Source organism: Coprococcus sp. RTP31081st1_H1_RTP31081_211007, assembly GCF_040227275.1.
In the GTDB taxonomy this organism is placed as follows: Bacteria; Bacillota; Clostridia; order Lachnospirales; family Lachnospiraceae; genus Coprococcus; species Coprococcus aceti.
Genome location: NZ_JBEHVP010000001.1, coordinates 68798 through 88748 on the forward strand (window position 1 = coordinate 68798; position 19951 = coordinate 88748).

The following is a 19951-nucleotide window of genomic DNA, read 5'->3' on the forward strand; positions in this document are numbered from 1 at the left end:
TTATTACAGGTGATTGAATATGGTCATTGATGATAAGTTTTATGTTGGTGGAGCCCGGGACCGGCAGATCATAAGGATGGTCAGAGGAATAAGGCGCTTCCATAGAGTAAAATATGTGCCTGGAGTGTTCGTTATCACACTTCCGTTGTTTGGAGATGGGATTCTGGAGATATATGAGTTGAATGAACTCAGGCAGAAGATCTACACTGACATGGGCGATGCTATACATATTGTCGGTGCAGCTCCAAGCAGATTCCAGGCTGTACTGCTTGTCAGGGATATAATAGATGATATATATAAGAAGACCGGGGATGTTGATGTGGAGAGATTTTTTGCATCGTGACCAGATAGTCTCTGGGTCTAAGGGGATGGAGCATGCATATTGTTTGGTTGATATTGAAGATACTGCTCATAGTTATCCTGTCGCTGGTGGGACTGGTAGTGCTTCTTGCACTTCTCGTATTGTTTGCGCCGGTGAGATACAGGGCGTATGTGAAGAAGAATGATGACATATTTGCGAAGTTCTCTGCCAGATGGCTTGGTTTTGTCCTGTGTTTTAAGGTTTTGTATGATTCGGACGGCCTTCGGTACAGGCTGAGGCTGTTTGGCGGAACCATCATGGGCAGCGAAAAAAGTGCCATACCGGAGCCGGAAGAAGAGGTATATTCTGAACCCGGGGAATACAGTCGGGCTGAGACAGAGGAAGAAGCTTCTGACAGTCCGGGATATGAAGACTATCCATCGGTGGAGCCGGAGGACAGGCAGTTTCTTCTTGAGGACAGCGAATTTGAGGAGCCCGTACCGGGGCCGCTCATCAGGCTGGGCAGAAGGATAGACAGTATGGCAAAGACGGTTGTATCGAAGTTCAAAGATCTGTCAGAGAAGTTTGCCAGTCTGAAAAAGAAAAAAGATGGCTATACTAAGCTTGTACACAATGTCAGAACAAAGGAAGCCATGAGAGTTTTCAAGGTTGAACTGATAAAGGTGTTAAAGCATCTTAAGCCCACAAAGCTTAAGGGGCAGATCATATATGGTGCGGATGACCCGGCAACAACAGGTGAGCGCCTGGGGTATATGAGCCTGCTTTTCCCGCTATACTATGATAATATAGATATAACACCGGATTTCTCTGAAGCCCGGCTGGAGGGAGACCTGTTCATGAAGGGCAGGATAAGACTTGGAACAATCGGCTGGAGCGTGCTGAAGGTGATCTGGAACAAGAATGTCAAGATAACTATTGCTCGATTAAAAAAGATATCAGGAGGAAATTGATATGGCAAATATGAATATTGAGGGAACACTGGGTTCTATGTTTAAGGGAATGGATGGCTTTATATCATCGAAATCGGTGGTGGGAGAGCCTGTGTATGTCGGTGACACGATCATTATTCCTCTTGTAGATGTCAATTTTGGTATGGCTGCCGGAGCGTTCAATAAGCAGGACGGCAACAAAGCTGCCGGAGGAATCGGAGCAAAGATGAGCCCGTCTGCTGTTCTTGTCGTCTCAGGAGGAAATACGAGACTTGTAAATCTCAAGAACCAGGATGCCGTAACAAAGATCATAGACATGGCCCCAGAGGTCGTAGATAAGATCGTGGGTCTGTTCAAGAAGGACAAGACAGAGGAAGAGAAGAATGTTGACAAGGCGATAAATGATGTCGCACAGTCAGAGGAATCTGTCACAGAATAATAAATATCAGAATATATAATATAAGTAAGATTCAGTGCGTTGGGAAATGCATTATTAAAAAGTCACCACATATAATGATAATAAATCATTATGGTGGTGATTTTTTATCTGGAAAAAATTCACAGGATTTGCGTTTTTTTTCACAGCGGTGGGAGTGGTTATAGGATATTTCATAAGTGGATTTGTGGAATTTCTCATAATCGTTATATTATTGCTGTTATCTTATATATTCTCCTGCAGATAAAAAAATAAGAGTGATGATCCTTGAGGATCATCACTCTTATTTATACCAGAACTGAATCGGTGATATTATGCAAATATTATGCACGCTCGACCTTACCAGATCTTAAGCAAGATGTACAAACATAGATCTTCTTTGGTGTACCATCAACTACAGCCTTAACAGACTTAACATTTGACTTCCACATCTTGTTTGCTCTTCTATGAGAGTGGCTCACTTTGATACCGAAATGAGCACCTTTATCACAAATTGAACATTTTGCCATAATAGCACCTCCTTCAATGAATAAACTAACTTTCTTCCTAAGTTCACAACAAGACATATAATAGCAGATTATTTTTCCATATGCAAGCAAAATATTTATTTTTTATTGGAAATGAAGAAATACTATAGAATAAAATTAGATTTATGCTATAATTGATGAGTAATTGTGTTTATAAGTCGGTAGATATGATGAACACTGGTGACTTTGTTAGAAAGGAGTCGTGTATGAAGGAATATATTAATAGCGATAACGGTAAAGTAAGTATAGATGAGAGTGTTGTTGCACAGGTTGCAGGACTTACAGCCCTTGACTGTTTTGGAATAGTAGGAATGGGAATAGTCAGTGTCAAGGACGGAATTGTAAAGCAGCTCCGCAGAGACAATGTTTCTAAGGGTGTAAATGTACGTTTTGATGAGAATGGTGATATAGTCATTGAGCTGCACATAGTTGTTGCTTATGGCGTTAGTATAAAGGCTGTCACAGACAATCTTATGCAGTCGGTAAAGTACAAGGTAGAGGATTTTACGTCGTTTAAGGTCAGCCATATCAATGTCTATGTTGAAGATGTTAAAGTACTTGATTAGTTTGGAGGATAGAGTAAAGTGAGTAATACGATTGATGCGCTTGCACTGAAGAAAGCATTTATTGCCGGTGCCAATAATCTTGATAAGAACAAGGAATATATCAATGAACTTAATGTGTTCCCTGTGCCTGACGGAGATACAGGAACTAATATGACGCTGACAATCCTGTCTGCAGTGAAGGAGGTTGAGGCGGCACCTGATGATATGAAGTCCATAGCAAAGGCCATGTCCACAGGTTCGCTCAGAGGCGCCAGAGGTAACTCAGGTGTAATTTTGTCACAGCTTTTGAGAGGCTTCAGCAAGAAAGTGCAGGACGCAAGGACCATAGATGTTCACGTTATAGCAGACGCTTTTCAGAAGGCTGTAGAGACTGCATATAAGGCTGTCATGAAGCCTAAGGAGGGAACGATTCTCACAGTTGCCAAGGGCGTGGCGTCCAAGGCAAGGGAGTGTGCTGATGCAGATATGTCCCTTGCACAGTTCTGTGACGAGGTTATTGAATATGGAGATGCCGTTCTTGATTCCACTCCTGAGATGCTTCCGGTTCTGAAGGAAGCCGGCGTGGTCGATTCAGGTGGACAGGGACTCATGGTGGTGCTCAAGGGTGCTGTCGACTGTCTCATGGGCAGAGTTACAGTTGAACTCAGCAAGAACACAGGAACAGTGAATGTGGCAAGAACATCCACAGGCGCAGGCAACGATTCCATATCCACAGCGGATATAAAGTTTGGATATTGTACAGAGTTTATTATCAATCTTGAGAAGCCATATGGCGAGGCTGAGGAGGATGATCTGAAGAGCTTCCTCGAGTCTATAGGTGACTCGATAGTATGTGTATCTCTTGATGATATAGTTAAGATACATGTGCATACCAACCATCCTGGTCAGGCATTTGAAAAGGGTCTTACACTTGGATACCTTACTAATATGAAGATAGACAACATGAGGATAGAGCATCATGAGCGTGTTATCGGTCAGGCAGAGCGCGATGAGGCCGAGAAGCAGGAGGAAGAGAGGCAGCACAGAAAGCAGGAGCATAAGGAGCCTCGTAAGAAGTATGGATTTATTACGGTATCCATGGGTGATGGTCTCAAGACTCTTTTTGAAGAGCTTGGAGCAGACCGTGTTATAGAAGGCGGACAGACCATGAATCCAAGCACTGAGGATATGCTCAATGCGATCGATGATGTGAATGCCGAGAATATATTTATACTCCCGAACAATAAGAATGTTGTTCTTGCGGCTAATCAGGCGGCAACTCTGTGTGAAGATAAGAATATAATTGTGATTCCAACCGCGAATGCTCCTCAGGGCATAAGCGCCATGATCGCATTCGACAGTACAGTCGATGTGGCCGAGAACAGATCTGCCATGAAGTCGGCTGTCAAGAATGTCAAAAGCGGACAGGTAACTTATTCCGTAAGAGATACCTCGATCGATGGAAAGGCCATCAAGGAGGGCGATATCATGGGTATCGGCGATAAGGGGCTTGTCAGTGTTGGAAATGATATAGAGAATGTAACATTTGAACTGATCGCAGATGCGGTCGATGAGGATTCAGAGGTTATAAGCATATATAATGGTGCTGATGTGTCTGAGGAGGATGCGCAGAAGCTTGCTGGCAGAGTGGAGGAGGCATATCCGGACGTTGATGTGCAGTGCTACTATGGCGGACAGCCGATATACTATTATATAGTATCTGTGGAATAACTTTCTGTGTATCTGTGAGATCCGTTGTGAAGAGGTGTATGTATGGAATTGAATGACTCCATAAAGACAATAAAAGGCATAGGTGACAAGACTGCGTCGGCATTTGCCCGGCTTGGGATAGAGACGGTGAACGATCTGCTTCTCAATTACCCCAGGACATATGTCACCTATGAGGATCCAGTGGATATATCAGATCTGCAGGCGGGAAGCAGGCAGTCCGTGAGGGCTGTTGTGAACAGCCGTGCGGAGGTCAGAAAAGTACATGGACTGACCATAGTAATATTGTACGCAAAGGATTTCTCTGGGACAATTAAACTTACCTGGTTTAATTGTCCTTTTTTGCGTAATTTCTTTCATATAGGTCAGGAGTTTGTGTTTGTAGGAAATGTGGCTTATAAGGGCGGTATGATGACCATGACGCAGCCGGAATACTACACTGATGATAAATACGGCGAACTTACGCATGTTTGGCAGCCGGTGTACACGGTAACGCCCGGTATAACCTCGAAGACCATACAGAAGGCTGTGAGAGGCGCAGAGGAAGCCATAGACAGGCTTGAGGATTACCTGCATGACAATGTGCTTGATGAGTACCATATTATGGGTATACAAAAGGCTATCCACTCGATTCATTTTCCTCAGGATGAGCAGAAGCTCAAGGGGGCTGTGAAGAGGATGGCATTTGATGAATTTTACAGCTTTATATCAAACCTTCACAGGATAAAAGACGACAATGTGTATGCAGAAAATACATGTATAATAAACTGTGATGAGGAGGTCAGGACGTTTATTGAGAACTTGAGGTTCAGGCTTACCGGGGCGCAGATGAATGCGGTGCGTGATATGCTTGACGATATGCGCTCTGAACATGTCATGAACAGGCTGGTTCAGGGGGATGTCGGATCAGGAAAAACCATAGTTGCAGCAGCCGGATTATACGCAGTGGCTGCAAGTGGCTATCAGGGAGTGATCATGGCACCGACTGAGGTTCTGGCGGTTCAGCATTACAAGGAGCTCAGTTCACTGTTTGAGCCATACGGAATATCTGTGGGACTTCTGACGGGTTCCATGACAGCGAAAGAGAAAAGAGAGATGTACAGTCGCATCAAGAATATGGATGTGCAGGTTGTGGTCGGAACACATGCCCTCATACAGGACAAGGTGGAGTATGGAAGACTGGCGCTCGTTGTAACTGATGAGCAGCACAGATTTGGTGTAAAGCAGCGCGAGAGACTTGCGTCAAAGGGAGAAGCTCCGCACACGCTTGTTATGAGTGCCACACCTATTCCGAGAACCCTTGCGATCATCATGTATGGCGATCTTGACATTTCAGTTATAGATGAGCTCCCGGCAGGAAGAATCCCAATCAAGAACTGCGTTGTGGATGAGAGCTACAGGAAGACGGCTCTCGGCTTTATCATGAAGGAGGTCTCACAGGGGCATCAGATATATATAGTCTGCCCGATGGTGGAGGCCAGCGAAGTTCTGGACGATGTTGCAAATGTGACCGAGTATACGGAGGAGCTGAAGAAGTCCATCAGGGATGGATATGGCGCTGACACTTCGGTGGTATGTTTGCACGGTAAGATGAAGGCGGAGGAAAAGAACAGGATTCTCCAGAACTTTGCGGATGGTAAGATAAGCATTCTTGTCTCAACTACGGTCATAGAGGTTGGAATAAACAATCCAAATGCCACAGTTATGATGGTGGAGAATGCAGAGCGTTTTGGCCTTGCGCAGCTCCATCAGCTCAGGGGACGTGTAGGAAGAGGAAATCTCCAGTCGTACTGCATTTTCATGAGCGGAAAAAAGGACAAGGATACTATGGAGAGACTGAATGTTCTGGAGAAATCAAATGACGGCTTCTATATAGCCGGTGAGGATCTCAAGATGAGGGGCCCGGGCGATTTCTTTGGAATAAGACAGAGCGGGGAGTTGATGTTCAAGGTTGGGGATATATACAATCATGCTGACATGCTTAGGGCGGCGCAGGACGTATACGACCGCTATGGACAGGAGATAGATGCGAAACTGATAAATAAAGGGGATGACAGGCTGTACACTATGCCTGTATTATAAATAAAAAAAGGGGGTATACCATGAAAAATAAGAAAACGATAGTTATGGGAATAATTATTGGCATTTTGCTGATAATTATAGCGGTTATGGGATATGTGATCGCTTCGGGAAAGAAAGGTGATTCCGTTAAGAAAGAAACGCTGCAGGAGACTTCTGCAGGCACAGAAGAAGTGAAAAGTGCTGACAATACGGGCGATACAACTGAGCCGTCAGAAAAACAGGATGACCAATCCTTGGATATTGCAGGCGATTTCTATGCTGAGATAGGACATGATACAACGTGGGAGGCAGATGGCAAAAAGTGTGCTACAGAGAGCATCAACATATATAACAACACATCTGCGTCTGCAAAGGATTGGAAGCTTGAGATTACATATAAGGGAACTCCGGCTGTAGATCAGATATGGGGCGGAGAGTACAAGATATCAGGCAAAACAGTGTCAATAAAGGCCGTGGATTACACCCAGGAGATACCGGCTAATGGCAGTATCAACCTCGGATATAATTTCTCTTCAGATGACCTCGCCGTTGAGAAATACGTGCTGTATGTAAATGACACACAGTACAGCGGAGATGGTCTTAAGATGGTAGCTTCAGCGCCTGAGAAGACCGATAGCAATGAAACAAGCGGAGGCGGGAAAAATACAGAATCCGCTACCACTGAGAAGAAAAACAATACAAATGTTCCGGGAGAGATCCCATTTGAAACACATGGAAAACTTTCGGTAAAAGGAACGGATATAGTGGACATGAATGGAGACAAATATCAGCTTAAGGGTGTCAGCACCCATGGAATCACATGGTTCCCTGATTATGTGAATAAGAAAGCCTTTGAGACTCTGCGGGATGACTGGGGTGCAAATCTTATAAGACTTGCGATGTATACGGATACAGGAGACAGCTACACGGATACTGCAGTGGCGGAGATAAGGACGAGATACTTGCTCTTGTCGACAAAGGAGTTAGTGCAGCGACTGAGCTTGGCATGTATGTCATAGTTGACTGGCACATACTAAGCGATAGTGATCCGAATAATCATATAGATGATGCAAAAGAATTCTTTGACAAGGTATCTAAGAAATATGCGGCACAGGAGAATGTCATATATGAGATCTGCAACGAGCCGAATGGTGGAACCCAGTGGAGCAGTGTCAAGTCGTATGCCGAGACCATAATACCGGTCATCAAGGCAAACGACAAAGATGCTCTGATAATCGTGGGAACTCCAAACTGGAGTCAGGATGTCGATATTGCGTCACAGGATCCGATAACCGGTTATGACAACATCATGTACGCAGTGCATTTTTATGCGGCTACCCACAAGGATGACCTGAGAAATAAGGTTAAGACGGCTCTGTACAACGGACTTCCTGTATTTGTGAGTGAGTTCAGCCTGTGCGATGCATCGGGCAATGGAGGTATTGATTACGATTCATCTGACGAGTGGTTTAAGCTTATAAACGAGAATAATCTCAGCTATTCATCATGGAGTCTGTGTAACAAGAATGAGACATCGGCACTTATAAAGTCCGATTCAACAGCCACGGGCAGCTTATCCGATGGAGATCTGTCTGACACCGGAAAATACGTGAGAGACAGAATAATGGGAAAATAGTGTGAAGATTGGAAGCTTTTCTTGTAATTTGGCAAAAGGCATGGTATAAGAATGTCTGGCAGGAAAAGTTTATGATATACAGTACATATAGATAGGAGAAGAATATGAGGGTTATTGCCGGCAGTGCAAGAAGTCTGAAGCTGGTGACGATTGATTCGATGGACACCAGACCGACAACGGACAGGATAAAAGAAACCTTATTTAATATGCTCTCAAATGATATTCCGGGATGCCGGTTCCTTGATGTGTTCAGCGGAAGCGGAGCTATTGGAATAGAGGCGCTCAGCCGTGGGGCAGCCATGGCGGTATTTGTCGAGAACAGCAGAAAAGCAGTGGAGTGTATCAATAAAAACCTTGCGTTTACGAAGCTTGCCGACAGGGCACAGGTCTTGTCAGCGGATGCAGTTCAGGCAGTGGGGATGCTGGAGAGACAGGGACAAGCATTTGACGTAATATTTATGGATCCGCCATATGGAAAGCTTCTGGAAAAGGCTGTGCTTGAAAGACTTGCAGGTTCACCTCTGATGGATGATGACACAATGGTCATTGTGGAGTCTGATCTTGACACGAATTTTGATTATCTTGATGATCTGGGACTGGAGCTTTATAAGACGAAGAAATATAAGACCAATAAACATACATTTATATATAGGAGACTGGAAGATGAGTAGAGCTATTTATCCGGGAAGTTTTGATCCGGTGACACTTGGCCATTTGGATATAATTAAGAGATCTGCGGAAATGTTTGATGAGCTGATAGTCGGGGTGCTCAATAATACCGCAAAATCTCCATTGTTTTCTTTGGAAGAACGTGTTAATATGTTAAAGAATGTAGTCTCAGATATCCCAAACGTGAAAGTTATGGGTTTTGGAGGACTGCTGGTGGATTTTGCAAGGCAGAACGACGTGAAGGTCATAGTGAGAGGCCTTCGGGCTGTGTCGGATTTTGAGTATGAATTACAGATTGCCCAGAGCAACAGGAAGGTTGCCCCGGATATTGACACGGTTTTTCTTGCGACCAGTATTGAGTATTCGTACCTGAGCTCAAGCGTAGTCAAGGAATATGCGAGCTTTGGTGTGGATGTACATGATTTTATCCCGGAGGAGATCAGGGATACATTGAGAGATCGATATTCGATAGACAGAGATTGACAGACGAAGGAAGAATTTTTGGATAGATTATTAGGAGGAGAAAAACATGGCAAGAAAAGGTATTGAAGAGATGATCAGTGAGATAGAGATATTTATTGACAATTGTAAGTATCAGCCATTGTCATCCAGTAAGATTATTGTGCCAAAGGAAGATCTGGAGCAGATGGTGGGCGAACTCAAGCTCAAGCTGCCTAATGAGATAGAGAGATGTAAGAAGATCATGAGAAACAAGGAGGCTATACTTGCGGATGCAAGAGCCAGAGCTGATTCTATCATCACAGAGTCTGTTGCAGAGGCAAACAGACTGGTTGATCAGAGCCAGATAGTTGAGCTTGCCAACATCAGAGCGAATGAGATAACAGACATGGCGAGAAGCCAGGCTGAGCAGATCATCGCTGAGGCGAATGCGGATGCCAAGGAAGTCAGAGCAGGTTCCATGTACTATTCAAAGGACAAGCTCACAGAGATAAGCCAGTATATAAATGCAACACTTCAGGCAGAGAGAGCGAACTATGAGAACCTCATTAAGTCTCTTGAGGACAATGCGGCAAGAGTTACAGACAATATGGCAGAGCTTGATTCAAGTATAGCTCAGATCAACGGTGTTCCTGAGCAGGTACAGCCAAGTGCTGACGATTCAGCATTTGCTGATGATGACAACACAGATTACAATGTATACGGCAAGACAGAGTATTCATCAGACGACTCTGACGATGAGGATTATGATGACGAGGATTACGATGATGAATATGACGACGAGGATGAGGATGATGAGGAGTTCCTCGACGAGTAATCACGCCAGATGATACAGGATGTATTTACAGACACATCATATAGAAAATGAAACACAGGAAGGCACATACTATTTTCCCTGTTGTGTATTTGATGAAAGACAGCCCGGATATTCTTATCATATCACGGCTTTGGAACAAGGCGGATAGCCCTCCAAAGGCAGTGAGTGAGAGAATGAGGGCTGTCTTTATTTTTGTGGAAATATCCATGCTGTATAATACTGGTACACCGCTGCCTATCTCCAGATATGTGGATATTATGGTGCATGCATCGCCTGAAAAGTAGCTGCACATAAGATTTCCTGCAATGGCAAATATGACCATGTACACACCGATCACAGTTATATTGTGTACCGAGCTGCTTATTATGTCAGAATACGTATTTTCTGGATTCCCTGAATTGGGGCTCTGGTTGTCTGATGATACCTGGACTGTTGCGGCAGTAAGCAGCTCCGTGGAAGTGCTGGAGCGGTGGGATGACATACATGACAGAGTAAGCGCTATTACAGTATAAATGATCTGTGGAAGATATACAGCCTCGATCAGCCGTGCAAACGATATATATTCCATCAAATGATCCCTGTATATGTAATTGTAAAGAAACATCGGACTTATATTGTTGCACATCGGGAGTAGGCTCTGACATACGTTTTCAGAGATGATCCTCTTTCGGTAAAAGAAAGCTATGATGATCGTGCCTGTGGGAAAACCGCATAGCAGGCCTATTATAAAGATGATCGCATATGCGCAGCATTTTGATACCTGTATCGATCTGAGAAAGCTGGTTATAACACCGGTCAGCAGCATAAAGGGGAGCAGGATAGGTACAATGGATGAGTACCATAGCTGTAACCCCTGGGTGCATCCGGATCTGATGATGTCTGAATTTAAACATGCAAATATTATAATTGAAGCTGTTAGAATTATATAACATACGTTCTTCATATGCCAATTGTATTCATTTTATAGAGCAAATATGATAAATAAGAATATGTCATATAACTATGACAGGTTGTTCAAAATCGGTCTTTATACTGATTTTGTATTTGTTGTATACCATGTTTCTGTATATGTCTGTGGCTTTTATGTCGTATGAGAACATGGACAGACCTGTGGAATCTGTACTTTTGTATATCTCGGCTGAACGGGTTATGATCGGTACCTGCGAAGCCTTTTTCATGCTTTTTATCACGGCACCTGCATCTTTTTTTAGTCCAAGAAGCTTGATGTAGGCTATCCAGCCGTTTTCTTTAAAATGGGAATAGTCATCACATCTCAGGTCTGTGATGGTGTGCAGCAGACCTCTCTGAATGTGCGTGAGAGTATAATTCCTGCATTTAAGTGCTGTTGCGGTCTCAGTAAAGGATAGATTTGTGTCAAGCCTGGAGAGACGGTTGCAGAGATCTCTATCCATGTCAACGATGTCATCCGTGCACGGAGCAAGTATCCTTCGTGCTGACAGGAGATGAGACAGGTCGTCGTCGAACATCGGAAATGACTTTCTGTACGCGTTTTGCAGGATGTTGTAGCAACTGTCAGGAATGTGGCGCCTTAAGCTTTCAACATCACCTGACCGGAGTAGCTCACGTATGGCTGAGGCCGAACAGATGTCGTTGTCGGTGGCAGTGCTGTTGTATTCTGATAAGATCCTTCTGATCGGGACAGGTTTGATCCTGGAGTCTGTCTGTATAAGAGCAGCAATATACTCTATGGCCAGAATGTTGTTCGGGCTTGCCAGGATACGGTCAAGATCAGCGCTGGTATAACCGGTAAGGTTCTGGTTCTGCAGATACCCGGAGATGGCGGCTGCTCTGGCTGATCCATATGAGATGCCCGAAGATACGGATTTTTTTATGAATTCCGATACCTGTGGCGGTTCATTGACGGTGAGTTCGGCAATTTTTTGCAGAAGATCCATGTCATCACATTCTGCGCCGAATGAGATATAGTCTATGCCATCAAGAGCGTTCATCATGCAGACTGCGGCATGTGCATAGTCTCTGGCACTTGATGATGCGTATACAAATGGAATCTCGAACACAGCGTCTACACCGCATCTCAAAGCAATCTCGGTTCTTGTGTGCTTATCTGCTATGGCAGGAACGCCTCTCTGAAGAAAATTGCCGCTCATAAAGCATATGACATGTTCGGCACCAGTTAGAAGCTTCGCCTGCTGTATCTGATATTCGTGTCCCTTGTGAAATGGATTGTATTCGCAAACTATGCCTACTGTGCTCATGGCTCCTCCTTGAAATGCGTGTTTTATAACCTGTCACGATTTATAATGCCTTTGTCGGTAAAGTTTATTCTATCTTAATAATTAATGGCTGTAAAGTGTGTTATAATGACGGACATAAAGATGTTAAGTGAAAAATTCAAGATGCGGCATTGTTCTGATGCCGATGATCCCCACATACCAGACAGATATTGATTAATTAAGTGAAGGCAGCCAATTTATGGTTGACAAAGTGGCAATAATCTAATAGTATATTAAAAGATAATCGAACATATGTTTAGGAGGAAAATATAATGGCGAATAATTCCGGTAATGTAAATATTGATGATAAGAGAAAGGCATTGGATGCCGCTATAGCACAGATAGAGAAGCAGTATGGTAAGGGTTCGGTGATGAAGCTTGGCGATTCCAATGCGAATATGAATATAGATGTGATCCCTACAGGATCCCTCAGCCTTGATATAGCACTTGGACTTGGCGGTGTGCCTAGAGGAAGAATCATAGAGGTGTTCGGACCTGAGTCGAGTGGTAAGACGACGGTAGCACTTCACATTGTTGCTGAGATACAGAAGAGAGGCGGAATCGCAGGCTTTATAGATGCCGAGCATGCGCTTGATCCGACATACGCCAAGAACATAGGTGTAGATATAGACAATCTTTACATATCACAGCCTGACTGCGGAGAGCAGGCTCTTGAGATCACAGAGACCATGGTCAGATCGGGAGCGGTTGATGTCGTTATCGTGGACTCTGTTGCTGCACTTGTACCAAAGGCAGAGATAGACGGAGAGATGGGCGATTCGCATATGGGACTTCATGCCAGACTTATGTCACAGGCGCTCAGAAAGCTCACTGCTGTTGTCAGCAAGACCAACTGTGTTGTCATATTTATCAATCAGCTCAGAGAGAAGGTTGGAGTTGTGTTCGGTAACCCTGAGGTTACAACAGGTGGTCGTGCACTTAAGTTCTATGCTTCCGTAAGACTTGACGTAAGAAGAATTGATACGCTCAGACAGGGCGGTGAGATCGTAGGTAACAGAACAAGAGTTAAGATAGTTAAGAACAAGGTGGCTCCTCCATTCAAGGAGGCTGAGTTCGATATCGTGTTCGGCAAGGGTATATCTAAGGTCGGAGATATTCTTGATCTTGCTGTTGCGAACGACATAGTGGATAAGTCCGGTGCATGGTACGCATACAACGGCAATAAGATAGGTCAGGGAAGAGAGAATGCGAAGGCATATCTTGAGAACAATACAGCTATCTGTGATGAGATAGAGCAGAAGGTAAGAGAGGCGGTTGGTGTTGCCGGAGAGTCTGCCGAGAACACTGTAGATGATGGAGCAGATGAGTAGAATCGCAACTGTCACTGATATCAGGAAGATCGATGATAAAAGGTTTTGTTTGTTTGTGGACTATGAGCCTTTTTCATCGGTCTATGCATCGGATATACGAAGATTACATCTTGCCTGTGACGGTGAGATAGAATGGAGTAAACTTGAGAAATTCAGACGGGACTATCTGTTCAAACGTGCCATGAACAAGGCTGTGAACTCCATAAAGTTTTCGGACAAGTGTGAATACGATATCAGGCAGAAGCTTAAGGATCTGTATTACGACGAAGAGATTGTGGATCAGACCATCGACAAACTGAAGTCGTATGGATATATAGATGATTACAGGTATGCATGTGGATATATACGCAGAAACTCCGCTAAGAAAGGCATTCGTGTCATACGATTTGAATTGCAGGCAAAGCATATAGGCCAGGATGTTATCGATCTGGCTGTGGAAGACTCAGACATATCAGACGAAAGCGACAGGATAACACATATTTTACAAAAAAAATACACTGTGGAAGAACTGACTGAAAAGCGTGATAAAGTCTATGCATACATGTACAGCAAGGGTTTTGACAGGCGTAAGGTTTCTGAGTGTATACGAAATATTGTCTCTGATATTACTTGACATAACATCTTAAAAATATTAAACTTAAATAGTTGTATTCTTGTACAATGAAAACTTAATAAGGAGGTGCTCCTGTGAATTCACCAATAGTATGGGGAATAATCGCTGTTGTTGTAGTTGCACTGCTTGTTGCTACATGGTTTATCGCTATTGCATATCGCAAGAACATAGTAGAGACCAAGATAGGAAGAGCAGAGTCACAGGCAAGAGAGATTATTGACGAAGCTCAGAAGACCGCCGAGGCTAAGAAGCGCGAGATACTGCTTGAGGCAAAGGAAGATTCCCTTAAGACACGTAATGACCTTGAAAAGGAAGTAAAGGACAGACGTGGAGAACTTTCACGTATGGAGAAGAGAATTCTTGCACGTGAAGAGAATCTTGATAAGAAGACTGAGGCAGTTGAGAAGAAGGAAGCTAGTTTAGCTAACAAGGAAAGCGCGCTGGACAAGCAGAAGGCTAAGGTTGAAGAGTTACAGGCGAAACGTTTACAGGAACTTGAAAGAATTTCAGGTTTGACCTCTGAACAAGCAAAAGAATACTTATTAAAGACTGTTGAAGATGAAGTAAAGCATGAAACAGCAGTTATGGTCAAGGAATTAGAAACCAGAGCTAAAGAAGAAGCGAACAAGAAGGCGAAGGAGTATGTTGTCAATGCAATACAGAGATGTGCGGTTGATCATATCTCAGAGACAACGATCTCATTAGTTCAGTTACCTAACGACGAGATGAAGGGTAGGATAATTGGTAGAGAGGGTAGAAATATTCGTACCCTTGAAACTCTCACAGGCGTAGATCTTATCATAGACGATACTCCTGAGGCAGTTATCTTATCAAGCTTTGATCCGGTAAGACGTGAGGTAGCAAGAATTGCACTTGAGAAACTCATCGTGGATGGTAGAATCCATCCAGCCAGAATCGAAGAGATGGTTGAGAAAGCGCAGAAGGAAGTTGAAAACATGATGCGCGAGGAAGGTGAAGCTGCTACTCTTGAGGTAGGAATTCACGGAATCCATCCAGAGCTGGTAAGACTTCTTGGAAAGTTGAAATTTAGAACAAGCTACGGACAGAACGCATTGAAGCACTCTGTTGAGGTAGCTCAGTTGTGTGGTTTGTTGGCCGGAGAGATAGGTGTCGATATCAAGGTTGCAAAGCGTGCTGGATTACTCCATGATATAGGTAAATCACTTGATCATGAGATGGAGGGTTCACATGTTCAGATCGGTGCAGATCTTTGTAGAAAGTACAAAGAGTCAGCGCTTGTTGTCAATGCGGTAGAATCACATCACGGTGATGTTGAGCCTGAGTCATTGATAGCACTTCTGGTACAGGCTGCAGATACAATTTCTGCTGCAAGACCGGGAGCAAGAAGAGAGACCTTGGAGACTTATACTACAAGACTTAAGAAGTTAGAGGATATTGCTAATTCTCATAAGGGTGTAGATAAGACATTTGCTATTCAGGCAGGTAGAGAAATTCGTGTAATGGTAGTTCCTGAGCATGTAAGCGATTCTGATATGGTATTGCTGGCTAGAGATATTGCAAAGCAGATCGAAGACGAGCTTGAGTATCCTGGACAGATTAAGGTAAATATTATAAGAGAGTCACGCGTGACAGATTACGCAAAATAAAAATTAGGGTTTGTAGAGATGATCTACAAACCCTTTTTATGATTTGTCATATACAGTTTACCATTCTTATGCATGACAAACTATAAAACGGGAGGTGAGATTAAAAGATGGAAAAATTCAAGAGGATAAAGACGGAAGTGGCATACAGAGCGCATGTGTTTGATGTATATAACGACTATCTTGAACTGCCTGATGGCAGAGATGTTGTATATGATCTGATAAAGCATCACCCGGGAGCATGCATTCTTCCAGTGAAAGACGATGGATCGCTCACACTGATAAAGCAATACAGGAATTCTATTGATGATATAACCTACGAGGTTCCGGCTGGTTTTATCGATGAGGGAGAGTCTCCTGAAGATGCAGCCAGAAGAGAACTCAGGGAAGAGACAGGGTTTACCGCGAAGGTTGTGGAGTATGTGACTAGAGCAGTTCTGGCTATCGGTACAAGTGATGAACAGACTTACGTGTATATAGGCAGGGAACTTACCAGAGGAATATGTGCATTGGACGAGAATGAATTTATAGAGACCGAGGAGATAGGTCTTGATGATGCACTCAATATGATAAGAGATGGCAGGATAGTGGATTCCAAAACAATAATTGCAATCTACGCATATTGGGGTAAGAAATGCTCCCAAACAAGCAATCACATAATTTGAAACATAGAAAATTCAACTGAAACATTGTCGGAATTAAAAAATGTGAAATATTTTTGAAAAGAATTATGTCAATATCTAGTATACATAATTTGATCGCGCACCGCATTTTGTACTTTTATTAAAAATGCCGTGAAGCCTTGATTTTACTTGTTAAAATAGTGTTTGATTTTATTTACATTTGTATTTATAATATAATTCAGTCTACATAACTAAGGGGATAAATTAGTGGAACAATACATAGACAGATATGTTGATTATTTAAGAAATGTAAAAAAATCCAGTGAGAATACTGTTGCATCATATCGGAGAGATCTGATAAAATTCTACAGGTATTTTGACGAGAAGGGCATAACGAGGATTGATGATATTAATGAAACTTATATCACTTCGTATGTGTTGGAAATGGAGAAACAGGGGATGTCCATGGCTACGGTGTCACGTAACATTGCATCCATAAAGTCATTCTATGCCTATCTCATGAGGGAGAGGATAGTGAATGATGATCCAACGGAGAATATAAAGCCTCCGAAGATCGTGAAGAAGGTTCCTGAGACGCTTACCATAAGTGAGGTGAACAAGCTTCTCGACCAGCCTACCAACAAGACTCCAAAGGAGATCAGGGATAAGGCGATGCTGGAGCTGTTGTATGCTACAGGAATACGTGTTACAGAGCTTGTGACATTGAAACTCACGGATGTCAACATAAAGCTTGGGTTCATTGAGTGCCACGACGGCGACAGGGTGAGGACTGTTCCGGTTGCGGAGGTTGCTCAGAGAGCCCTCAGCAGATATATTACTGAGGTGCGCGATGATATGAGTGGAGGCAGTGATTATCTGTTCTTCAACTGCAAGGGTGCACCTATGACGAGACAGGGATTCTGGAAGATAATAAAGTATTATGCGGCTAAGGCCGGCATAGATAAGGATATAACACCTCATATGATAAGGCATTCATTTGCCTCACATATGTTGGGGAATGGAGCGGATATAAAGTCTGTTCAAGAGATGCTTGGACATGTGGATATTGCGACAACCCAGATATATCTTACAAATAAGCAGAGTAAGCTCAAGGAAGAATATGCAAAGGCATATCCGAGGGTCTAACAAATAACTTATAAACTAAGGAGACAATTAAATCATGGAAAACAATTACTACGTTCCGGCACAGATCATTGAGAATAATCTCAAGGGTGCTGTTGGAAAGGCAAATCTCAAGCTGTACAAGATGATCATGATGGGATTCTTTGCAGGAATGTTCATTGCGATAGGAGCTGAGGGATCAAACCTTGCGGTGCATACGGTGGACAATTTCGGACTTGCGAAGGCTCTTGCAGGATGCATATTCCCTGTAGGACTCATGATGTTATCGATTATCGGTGCAGAGCTGTTTACCGGAAACTGTATGATGATAACAGCGGTTATTGATGGTAGGATAAAGCTTGTGCAGATGCTCAAGAACTGGGTTATTGTATATCTCAGCAATATGCTTGGATCAGTTGTGACTGCAGCTCTTATATATGGAAGCGGTCAGTTTGATAATTCAGCAGGCGGCCTTGGCGCTTATACCATCAAGGTGGCTATGGGTAAGACAGGCCTTGATTTTTGCAATGCGTTCATGTCGGGAATAATGTGTAATGTTCTCGTGTGTATCGCGGTTCTCATGTCATCTTCGGCTAAGGATATAATTGGAAAGCTGTTTGCATGCTTCTTCCCGATAATGGTATTCGTCGTGTCAGGTTTTGAGCACTGCGTTGCAAATATGTACTATATACCTGCAGGTCTGATGGCTGCATCAAACAGCAAGTACGTGGACAAGGCATGCGAGCTCTATGGATATACCGCACAGCAGATAAGTGACCAGCTCACAGTGGGACATTTTTTCAGTAAAAATCTCCTCCCTGTAACGCTTGGTAATATCATCGGCGGTGGTCTGATAGTGGGAATTGGACTTTACATCATCAACAAGCCTAAAAAGGTGGAAGAGTAGAATCTGGCGCCAGACTTATAGGCAACAAGGTCAGAATGATGGACTGAATAAATGATGGATTGAAAAATAAGATAGATAAATAAAAAACAGACGTGGCATGATTTGAGGAATCACCCTGGATCATATCACATCTGTTTTTTATTACTTACATTTTATCGCATTATTGTTTGTCGCAATTTTCAGTTTGTTTGACAATTACTTATAAAAGTCAATTATCTTGTCCATTCTGGATGACATATTCTCAAATATAAGATCAAGGATCGTCAGGGCGGTCATGGCCTCGACGACCACAACAGCTCTCGGCCCAATGATAGGATCGTGGCGGCCTCTGATCGAGACCTCTATGTTATCCCTGGACTTGTTAACGGTTTTCTGTGTGGATGCGATGGATGGGGTCGGCTTGAAATGCGCCTTGATGATTATGTCTGAACCATCGCTCATTCCGCCGAGAATACCTCCGGCGTGATTGGTCTCCTTGTCTACGTTATAACCGTTCATGACAAATGCATCATTGTTATATGAGCCTCTTGCAGTGGATACCTCGGTGCCGTCGCCAATCTCGACAGCTTTCACAGCTCCGATGGACATAACTGCCTTTGCGAGGCATGCATCCAGTTTGTCAAATACCGGTTCACCGATACCTGCCGGCATTCCATGCACGATACATTCAACACCAGAGCCTATGGAATCGTTCTCCGCCATGCAGTCTTGAAGAAGGATTGATGCCTTCTCGTAGGCATCCGGGTCCGGCATGTTGAGGTCGTTCTTAAGTATATAGTCAGCGTCAAAATTGTTCCTGTCTATATGTACATCACCGATGGAAGATACGTAGGTAGTTATGGTGATACCGAGTTCCTTCAGTATCTTTGAGGCGATCGCACCGGCTGCAACTCTGCCGATGGTCTCTCGTCCCGATGAACGGCCGCCGCCTCTGTAATCCCTGAAGCCATATTTTTCATCAAATGTATAATCTGCGTGGCCTGGTCTGTAATATGTGGCGATATCTCCGTAATCCCCGGAGCGCTGGGATGTATTTCTCACCATCATGGATATAGGAGTTCCGGTTGTCTTTCCCTCGAAAATTCCTGATAGTATCTCTATGGTATCGGATTCCTTTCTAGGCGTTGAGAACTGTGAAAATCCGGGTTTTCTGCGATCCAGAAATACCTGTATATCTTCCTCACACAGTGGAAGACCGGCAGGACAGCCGTCAACGACAACTCCCAGAGCTTTTCCGTGGGATTCTCCCCATGTGGTGATGGTAAATTTATTTCCTATGGTGGAACCTGCCATAATATATCTCCTTTCAAATGCGGCGAAACCTGCCGCTCTCTATTCGGCAAATG

The 19951-nt window shown here is 43.6% G+C and carries 22 protein-coding genes; 18 read left to right on the top strand and 4 right to left on the bottom strand.

Annotation, left to right across the window (positions count from 1 at the left end; all coding sequences use genetic code 11):
• The first annotated feature begins 19 nt into the window (after positions 1–19).
• Genes ABUA31_RS00265 through ABUA31_RS00275 form a run of 3 tightly spaced genes read left to right on the top strand, consistent with a single transcriptional unit; the run spans position 20 to position 1690 of the window.
• A complete protein-coding gene (locus ABUA31_RS00265; protein ID WP_015534869.1) occupies positions 20–343 on the top strand; it encodes a hypothetical protein in 324 nt (107 codons plus the stop codon).
• Positions 344–375: 32 nt separating this feature from the next.
• Positions 376–1272 (top strand): DUF2953 domain-containing protein, encoded by an 897-nt coding sequence (locus ABUA31_RS00270; protein ID WP_349818327.1) that lies wholly within the window; start codon positions 376–378, stop codon positions 1270–1272.
• Position 1273: 1 nt separating this feature from the next.
• Positions 1274–1690, top strand: coding sequence for a GerW family sporulation protein (locus tag ABUA31_RS00275; protein ID WP_015534871.1), 417 nt, complete (start codon positions 1274–1276; stop codon positions 1688–1690).
• A 320-nt stretch (positions 1691–2010) separates the two neighbouring features.
• Here the strand turns inward: ABUA31_RS00275 and rpmB are convergent, their stop codons facing one another.
• Positions 2011–2196 carry a 50S ribosomal protein L28 gene (rpmB, locus tag ABUA31_RS00280; RefSeq protein ID WP_015534872.1) on the bottom strand — a complete coding sequence of 62 codons (186 nt, stop codon included), beginning with the start codon at positions 2194–2196 and terminating at the stop codon, positions 2011–2013.
• 224 nt (positions 2197–2420) lie between these two features.
• Between rpmB and ABUA31_RS00285 the strand changes: the two genes are divergently transcribed.
• The 8 genes from ABUA31_RS00285 (at position 2421) to ABUA31_RS00320 (ending at position 10129) form a co-directional block, all read left to right on the top strand.
• Positions 2421–2780, top strand: coding sequence for an Asp23/Gls24 family envelope stress response protein (locus ABUA31_RS00285; RefSeq protein WP_015534873.1), 360 nt, complete (start codon positions 2421–2423; stop codon positions 2778–2780).
• A gap of 18 nt (positions 2781–2798) precedes the next feature.
• Complete coding sequence (locus ABUA31_RS00290; RefSeq protein ID WP_349818328.1) at positions 2799–4490, top strand: DAK2 domain-containing protein; 1692 nt, start codon at positions 2799–2801, stop codon at positions 4488–4490.
• A gap of 42 nt (positions 4491–4532) precedes the next feature.
• The gene (recG, locus tag ABUA31_RS00295) at positions 4533–6569 is read left to right on the top strand and encodes an ATP-dependent DNA helicase RecG (RefSeq protein ID WP_349818329.1); all 2037 of its coding nucleotides are present in this window, start codon (positions 4533–4535) and stop codon (positions 6567–6569) included.
• 20 nt (positions 6570–6589) lie between these two features.
• Positions 6590–7567: a cellulose binding domain-containing protein gene (locus tag ABUA31_RS00300; protein WP_349818330.1), complete on the top strand. Its 978-nt coding sequence runs from the start codon at positions 6590–6592 to the stop codon at positions 7565–7567.
• On the top strand, positions 7555–8184 hold the full coding sequence (locus tag ABUA31_RS00305; protein ID WP_349818331.1) for a glycoside hydrolase family 5 protein: 630 nt from the start codon (positions 7555–7557) through the stop codon (positions 8182–8184). The genes ABUA31_RS00300 and ABUA31_RS00305 overlap by 13 nt, the downstream gene beginning before the upstream one ends.
• Positions 8185–8288: 104 nt before the next feature.
• Complete coding sequence (gene rsmD / locus ABUA31_RS00310; RefSeq protein WP_055144569.1) at positions 8289–8855, top strand: 16S rRNA (guanine(966)-N(2))-methyltransferase RsmD; 567 nt, start codon at positions 8289–8291, stop codon at positions 8853–8855.
• Positions 8848–9336: a pantetheine-phosphate adenylyltransferase gene (coaD, locus tag ABUA31_RS00315; RefSeq protein WP_022216541.1), complete on the top strand. Its 489-nt coding sequence runs from the start codon at positions 8848–8850 to the stop codon at positions 9334–9336. Before rsmD ends, coaD begins: the two co-directional genes overlap by 8 nt.
• A gap of 46 nt (positions 9337–9382) precedes the next feature.
• Positions 9383–10129, top strand: a complete 747-nt coding sequence (locus tag ABUA31_RS00320) for a V-type ATP synthase subunit E family protein (RefSeq protein ID WP_022216540.1) — start codon at positions 9383–9385, stop codon at positions 10127–10129.
• Between the two features lie 25 nt (positions 10130–10154).
• Here ABUA31_RS00320 and ABUA31_RS00325 read toward each other — a convergent pair whose 3' ends face one another.
• Positions 10155–10697: a hypothetical protein gene (locus tag ABUA31_RS00325; RefSeq protein WP_349818332.1), complete on the bottom strand. Its 543-nt coding sequence runs from the start codon at positions 10695–10697 to the stop codon at positions 10155–10157.
• A 163-nt stretch (positions 10698–10860) separates the two neighbouring features.
• Between ABUA31_RS00325 and ABUA31_RS00330 the strand changes: the two genes are divergently transcribed.
• Complete coding sequence (locus tag ABUA31_RS00330) at positions 10861–11058, top strand: hypothetical protein (protein ID WP_147344390.1); 198 nt, start codon at positions 10861–10863, stop codon at positions 11056–11058.
• A gap of 63 nt (positions 11059–11121) precedes the next feature.
• Here ABUA31_RS00330 and ABUA31_RS00335 read toward each other — a convergent pair whose 3' ends face one another.
• On the bottom strand, positions 11122–12366 hold the full coding sequence (locus tag ABUA31_RS00335; protein ID WP_055273431.1) for a tRNA(Met) cytidine acetate ligase: 1245 nt from the start codon (positions 12364–12366) through the stop codon (positions 11122–11124).
• Between the two features lie 290 nt (positions 12367–12656).
• On the opposite strand from ABUA31_RS00335, the gene recA reads away from it, so the two are divergent.
• From recA to ABUA31_RS00365, 6 genes are all read left to right on the top strand, one after another.
• Positions 12657–13715 (top strand): recombinase RecA, encoded by a 1059-nt coding sequence (recA, locus tag ABUA31_RS00340; RefSeq protein WP_022216537.1) that lies wholly within the window; start codon positions 12657–12659, stop codon positions 13713–13715.
• Complete coding sequence (locus tag ABUA31_RS00345; RefSeq protein WP_055144991.1) at positions 13708–14328, top strand: regulatory protein RecX; 621 nt, start codon at positions 13708–13710, stop codon at positions 14326–14328. Before recA ends, ABUA31_RS00345 begins: the two co-directional genes overlap by 8 nt.
• 74 nt (positions 14329–14402) lie before the next feature.
• Positions 14403–15956 carry a ribonuclease Y gene (gene rny, locus ABUA31_RS00350; protein WP_022216535.1) on the top strand — a complete coding sequence of 518 codons (1554 nt, stop codon included), beginning with the start codon at positions 14403–14405 and terminating at the stop codon, positions 15954–15956.
• A gap of 107 nt (positions 15957–16063) precedes the next feature.
• Entirely contained in the window at positions 16064–16618 is a 555-nt protein-coding gene (locus ABUA31_RS00355; protein ID WP_349818333.1) for an NUDIX hydrolase, read from the top strand.
• Between the two features lie 225 nt (positions 16619–16843).
• A complete protein-coding gene (gene xerD / locus ABUA31_RS00360) occupies positions 16844–17722 on the top strand; it encodes a site-specific tyrosine recombinase XerD (RefSeq protein ID WP_022216533.1) in 879 nt (292 codons plus the stop codon).
• Positions 17723–17756: 34 nt separating this feature from the next.
• Positions 17757–18605 carry a formate/nitrite transporter family protein gene (locus ABUA31_RS00365; protein WP_022216532.1) on the top strand — a complete coding sequence of 283 codons (849 nt, stop codon included), beginning with the start codon at positions 17757–17759 and terminating at the stop codon, positions 18603–18605.
• 195 nt (positions 18606–18800) lie between these two features.
• Here ABUA31_RS00365 and aroC read toward each other — a convergent pair whose 3' ends face one another.
• The gene (aroC, locus tag ABUA31_RS00370; RefSeq protein ID WP_022216531.1) at positions 18801–19898 is read right to left on the bottom strand and encodes a chorismate synthase; all 1098 of its coding nucleotides are present in this window, start codon (positions 19896–19898) and stop codon (positions 18801–18803) included.
• Positions 19899–19951 lie beyond the last annotated feature (53 nt).

Bases quoted from the DNA above. Each gene is read 5' to 3' on its own strand.
- ABUA31_RS00265 (WP_015534869.1), top strand. From the start codon at position 20: ATGGTCATTGATGATAAGTTTTATGTTGGTGGAGCCCGGGACCGGCAG.
- ABUA31_RS00270 (WP_349818327.1), top strand. From the start codon at position 376: ATGCATATTGTTTGGTTGATATTGAAGATACTGCTCATAGTTATCCTG.
- ABUA31_RS00275 (WP_015534871.1), top strand. From the start codon at position 1,274: ATGGCAAATATGAATATTGAGGGAACACTGGGTTCTATGTTTAAGGGA.
- rpmB (WP_015534872.1), bottom strand. From the start codon at position 2,196: ATGGCAAAATGTTCAATTTGTGATAAAGGTGCTCATTTCGGTATCAAA.
- ABUA31_RS00285 (WP_015534873.1), top strand. From the start codon at position 2,421: ATGAAGGAATATATTAATAGCGATAACGGTAAAGTAAGTATAGATGAG.
- recG (WP_349818329.1), top strand. From the start codon at position 4,533: ATGGAATTGAATGACTCCATAAAGACAATAAAAGGCATAGGTGACAAG.
- ABUA31_RS00300 (WP_349818330.1), top strand. From the start codon at position 6,590: ATGAAAAATAAGAAAACGATAGTTATGGGAATAATTATTGGCATTTTG.
- ABUA31_RS00305 (WP_349818331.1), top strand. From the start codon at position 7,555: ATGTATGTCATAGTTGACTGGCACATACTAAGCGATAGTGATCCGAAT.
- rsmD (WP_055144569.1), top strand. From the start codon at position 8,289: ATGAGGGTTATTGCCGGCAGTGCAAGAAGTCTGAAGCTGGTGACGATT.
- coaD (WP_022216541.1), top strand. From the start codon at position 8,848: ATGAGTAGAGCTATTTATCCGGGAAGTTTTGATCCGGTGACACTTGGC.
- ABUA31_RS00320 (WP_022216540.1), top strand. From the start codon at position 9,383: ATGGCAAGAAAAGGTATTGAAGAGATGATCAGTGAGATAGAGATATTT.
- ABUA31_RS00325 (WP_349818332.1), bottom strand. From the start codon at position 10,697: ATGGAATATATATCGTTTGCACGGCTGATCGAGGCTGTATATCTTCCA.
- ABUA31_RS00330 (WP_147344390.1), top strand. From the start codon at position 10,861: ATGATCGCATATGCGCAGCATTTTGATACCTGTATCGATCTGAGAAAG.
- ABUA31_RS00335 (WP_055273431.1), bottom strand. From the start codon at position 12,366: ATGAGCACAGTAGGCATAGTTTGCGAATACAATCCATTTCACAAGGGA.
- recA (WP_022216537.1), top strand. From the start codon at position 12,657: ATGGCGAATAATTCCGGTAATGTAAATATTGATGATAAGAGAAAGGCA.
- ABUA31_RS00345 (WP_055144991.1), top strand. From the start codon at position 13,708: ATGAGTAGAATCGCAACTGTCACTGATATCAGGAAGATCGATGATAAA.
- ABUA31_RS00355 (WP_349818333.1), top strand. From the start codon at position 16,064: ATGGAAAAATTCAAGAGGATAAAGACGGAAGTGGCATACAGAGCGCAT.
- ABUA31_RS00365 (WP_022216532.1), top strand. From the start codon at position 17,757: ATGGAAAACAATTACTACGTTCCGGCACAGATCATTGAGAATAATCTC.
- aroC (WP_022216531.1), bottom strand. From the start codon at position 19,898: ATGGCAGGTTCCACCATAGGAAATAAATTTACCATCACCACATGGGGA.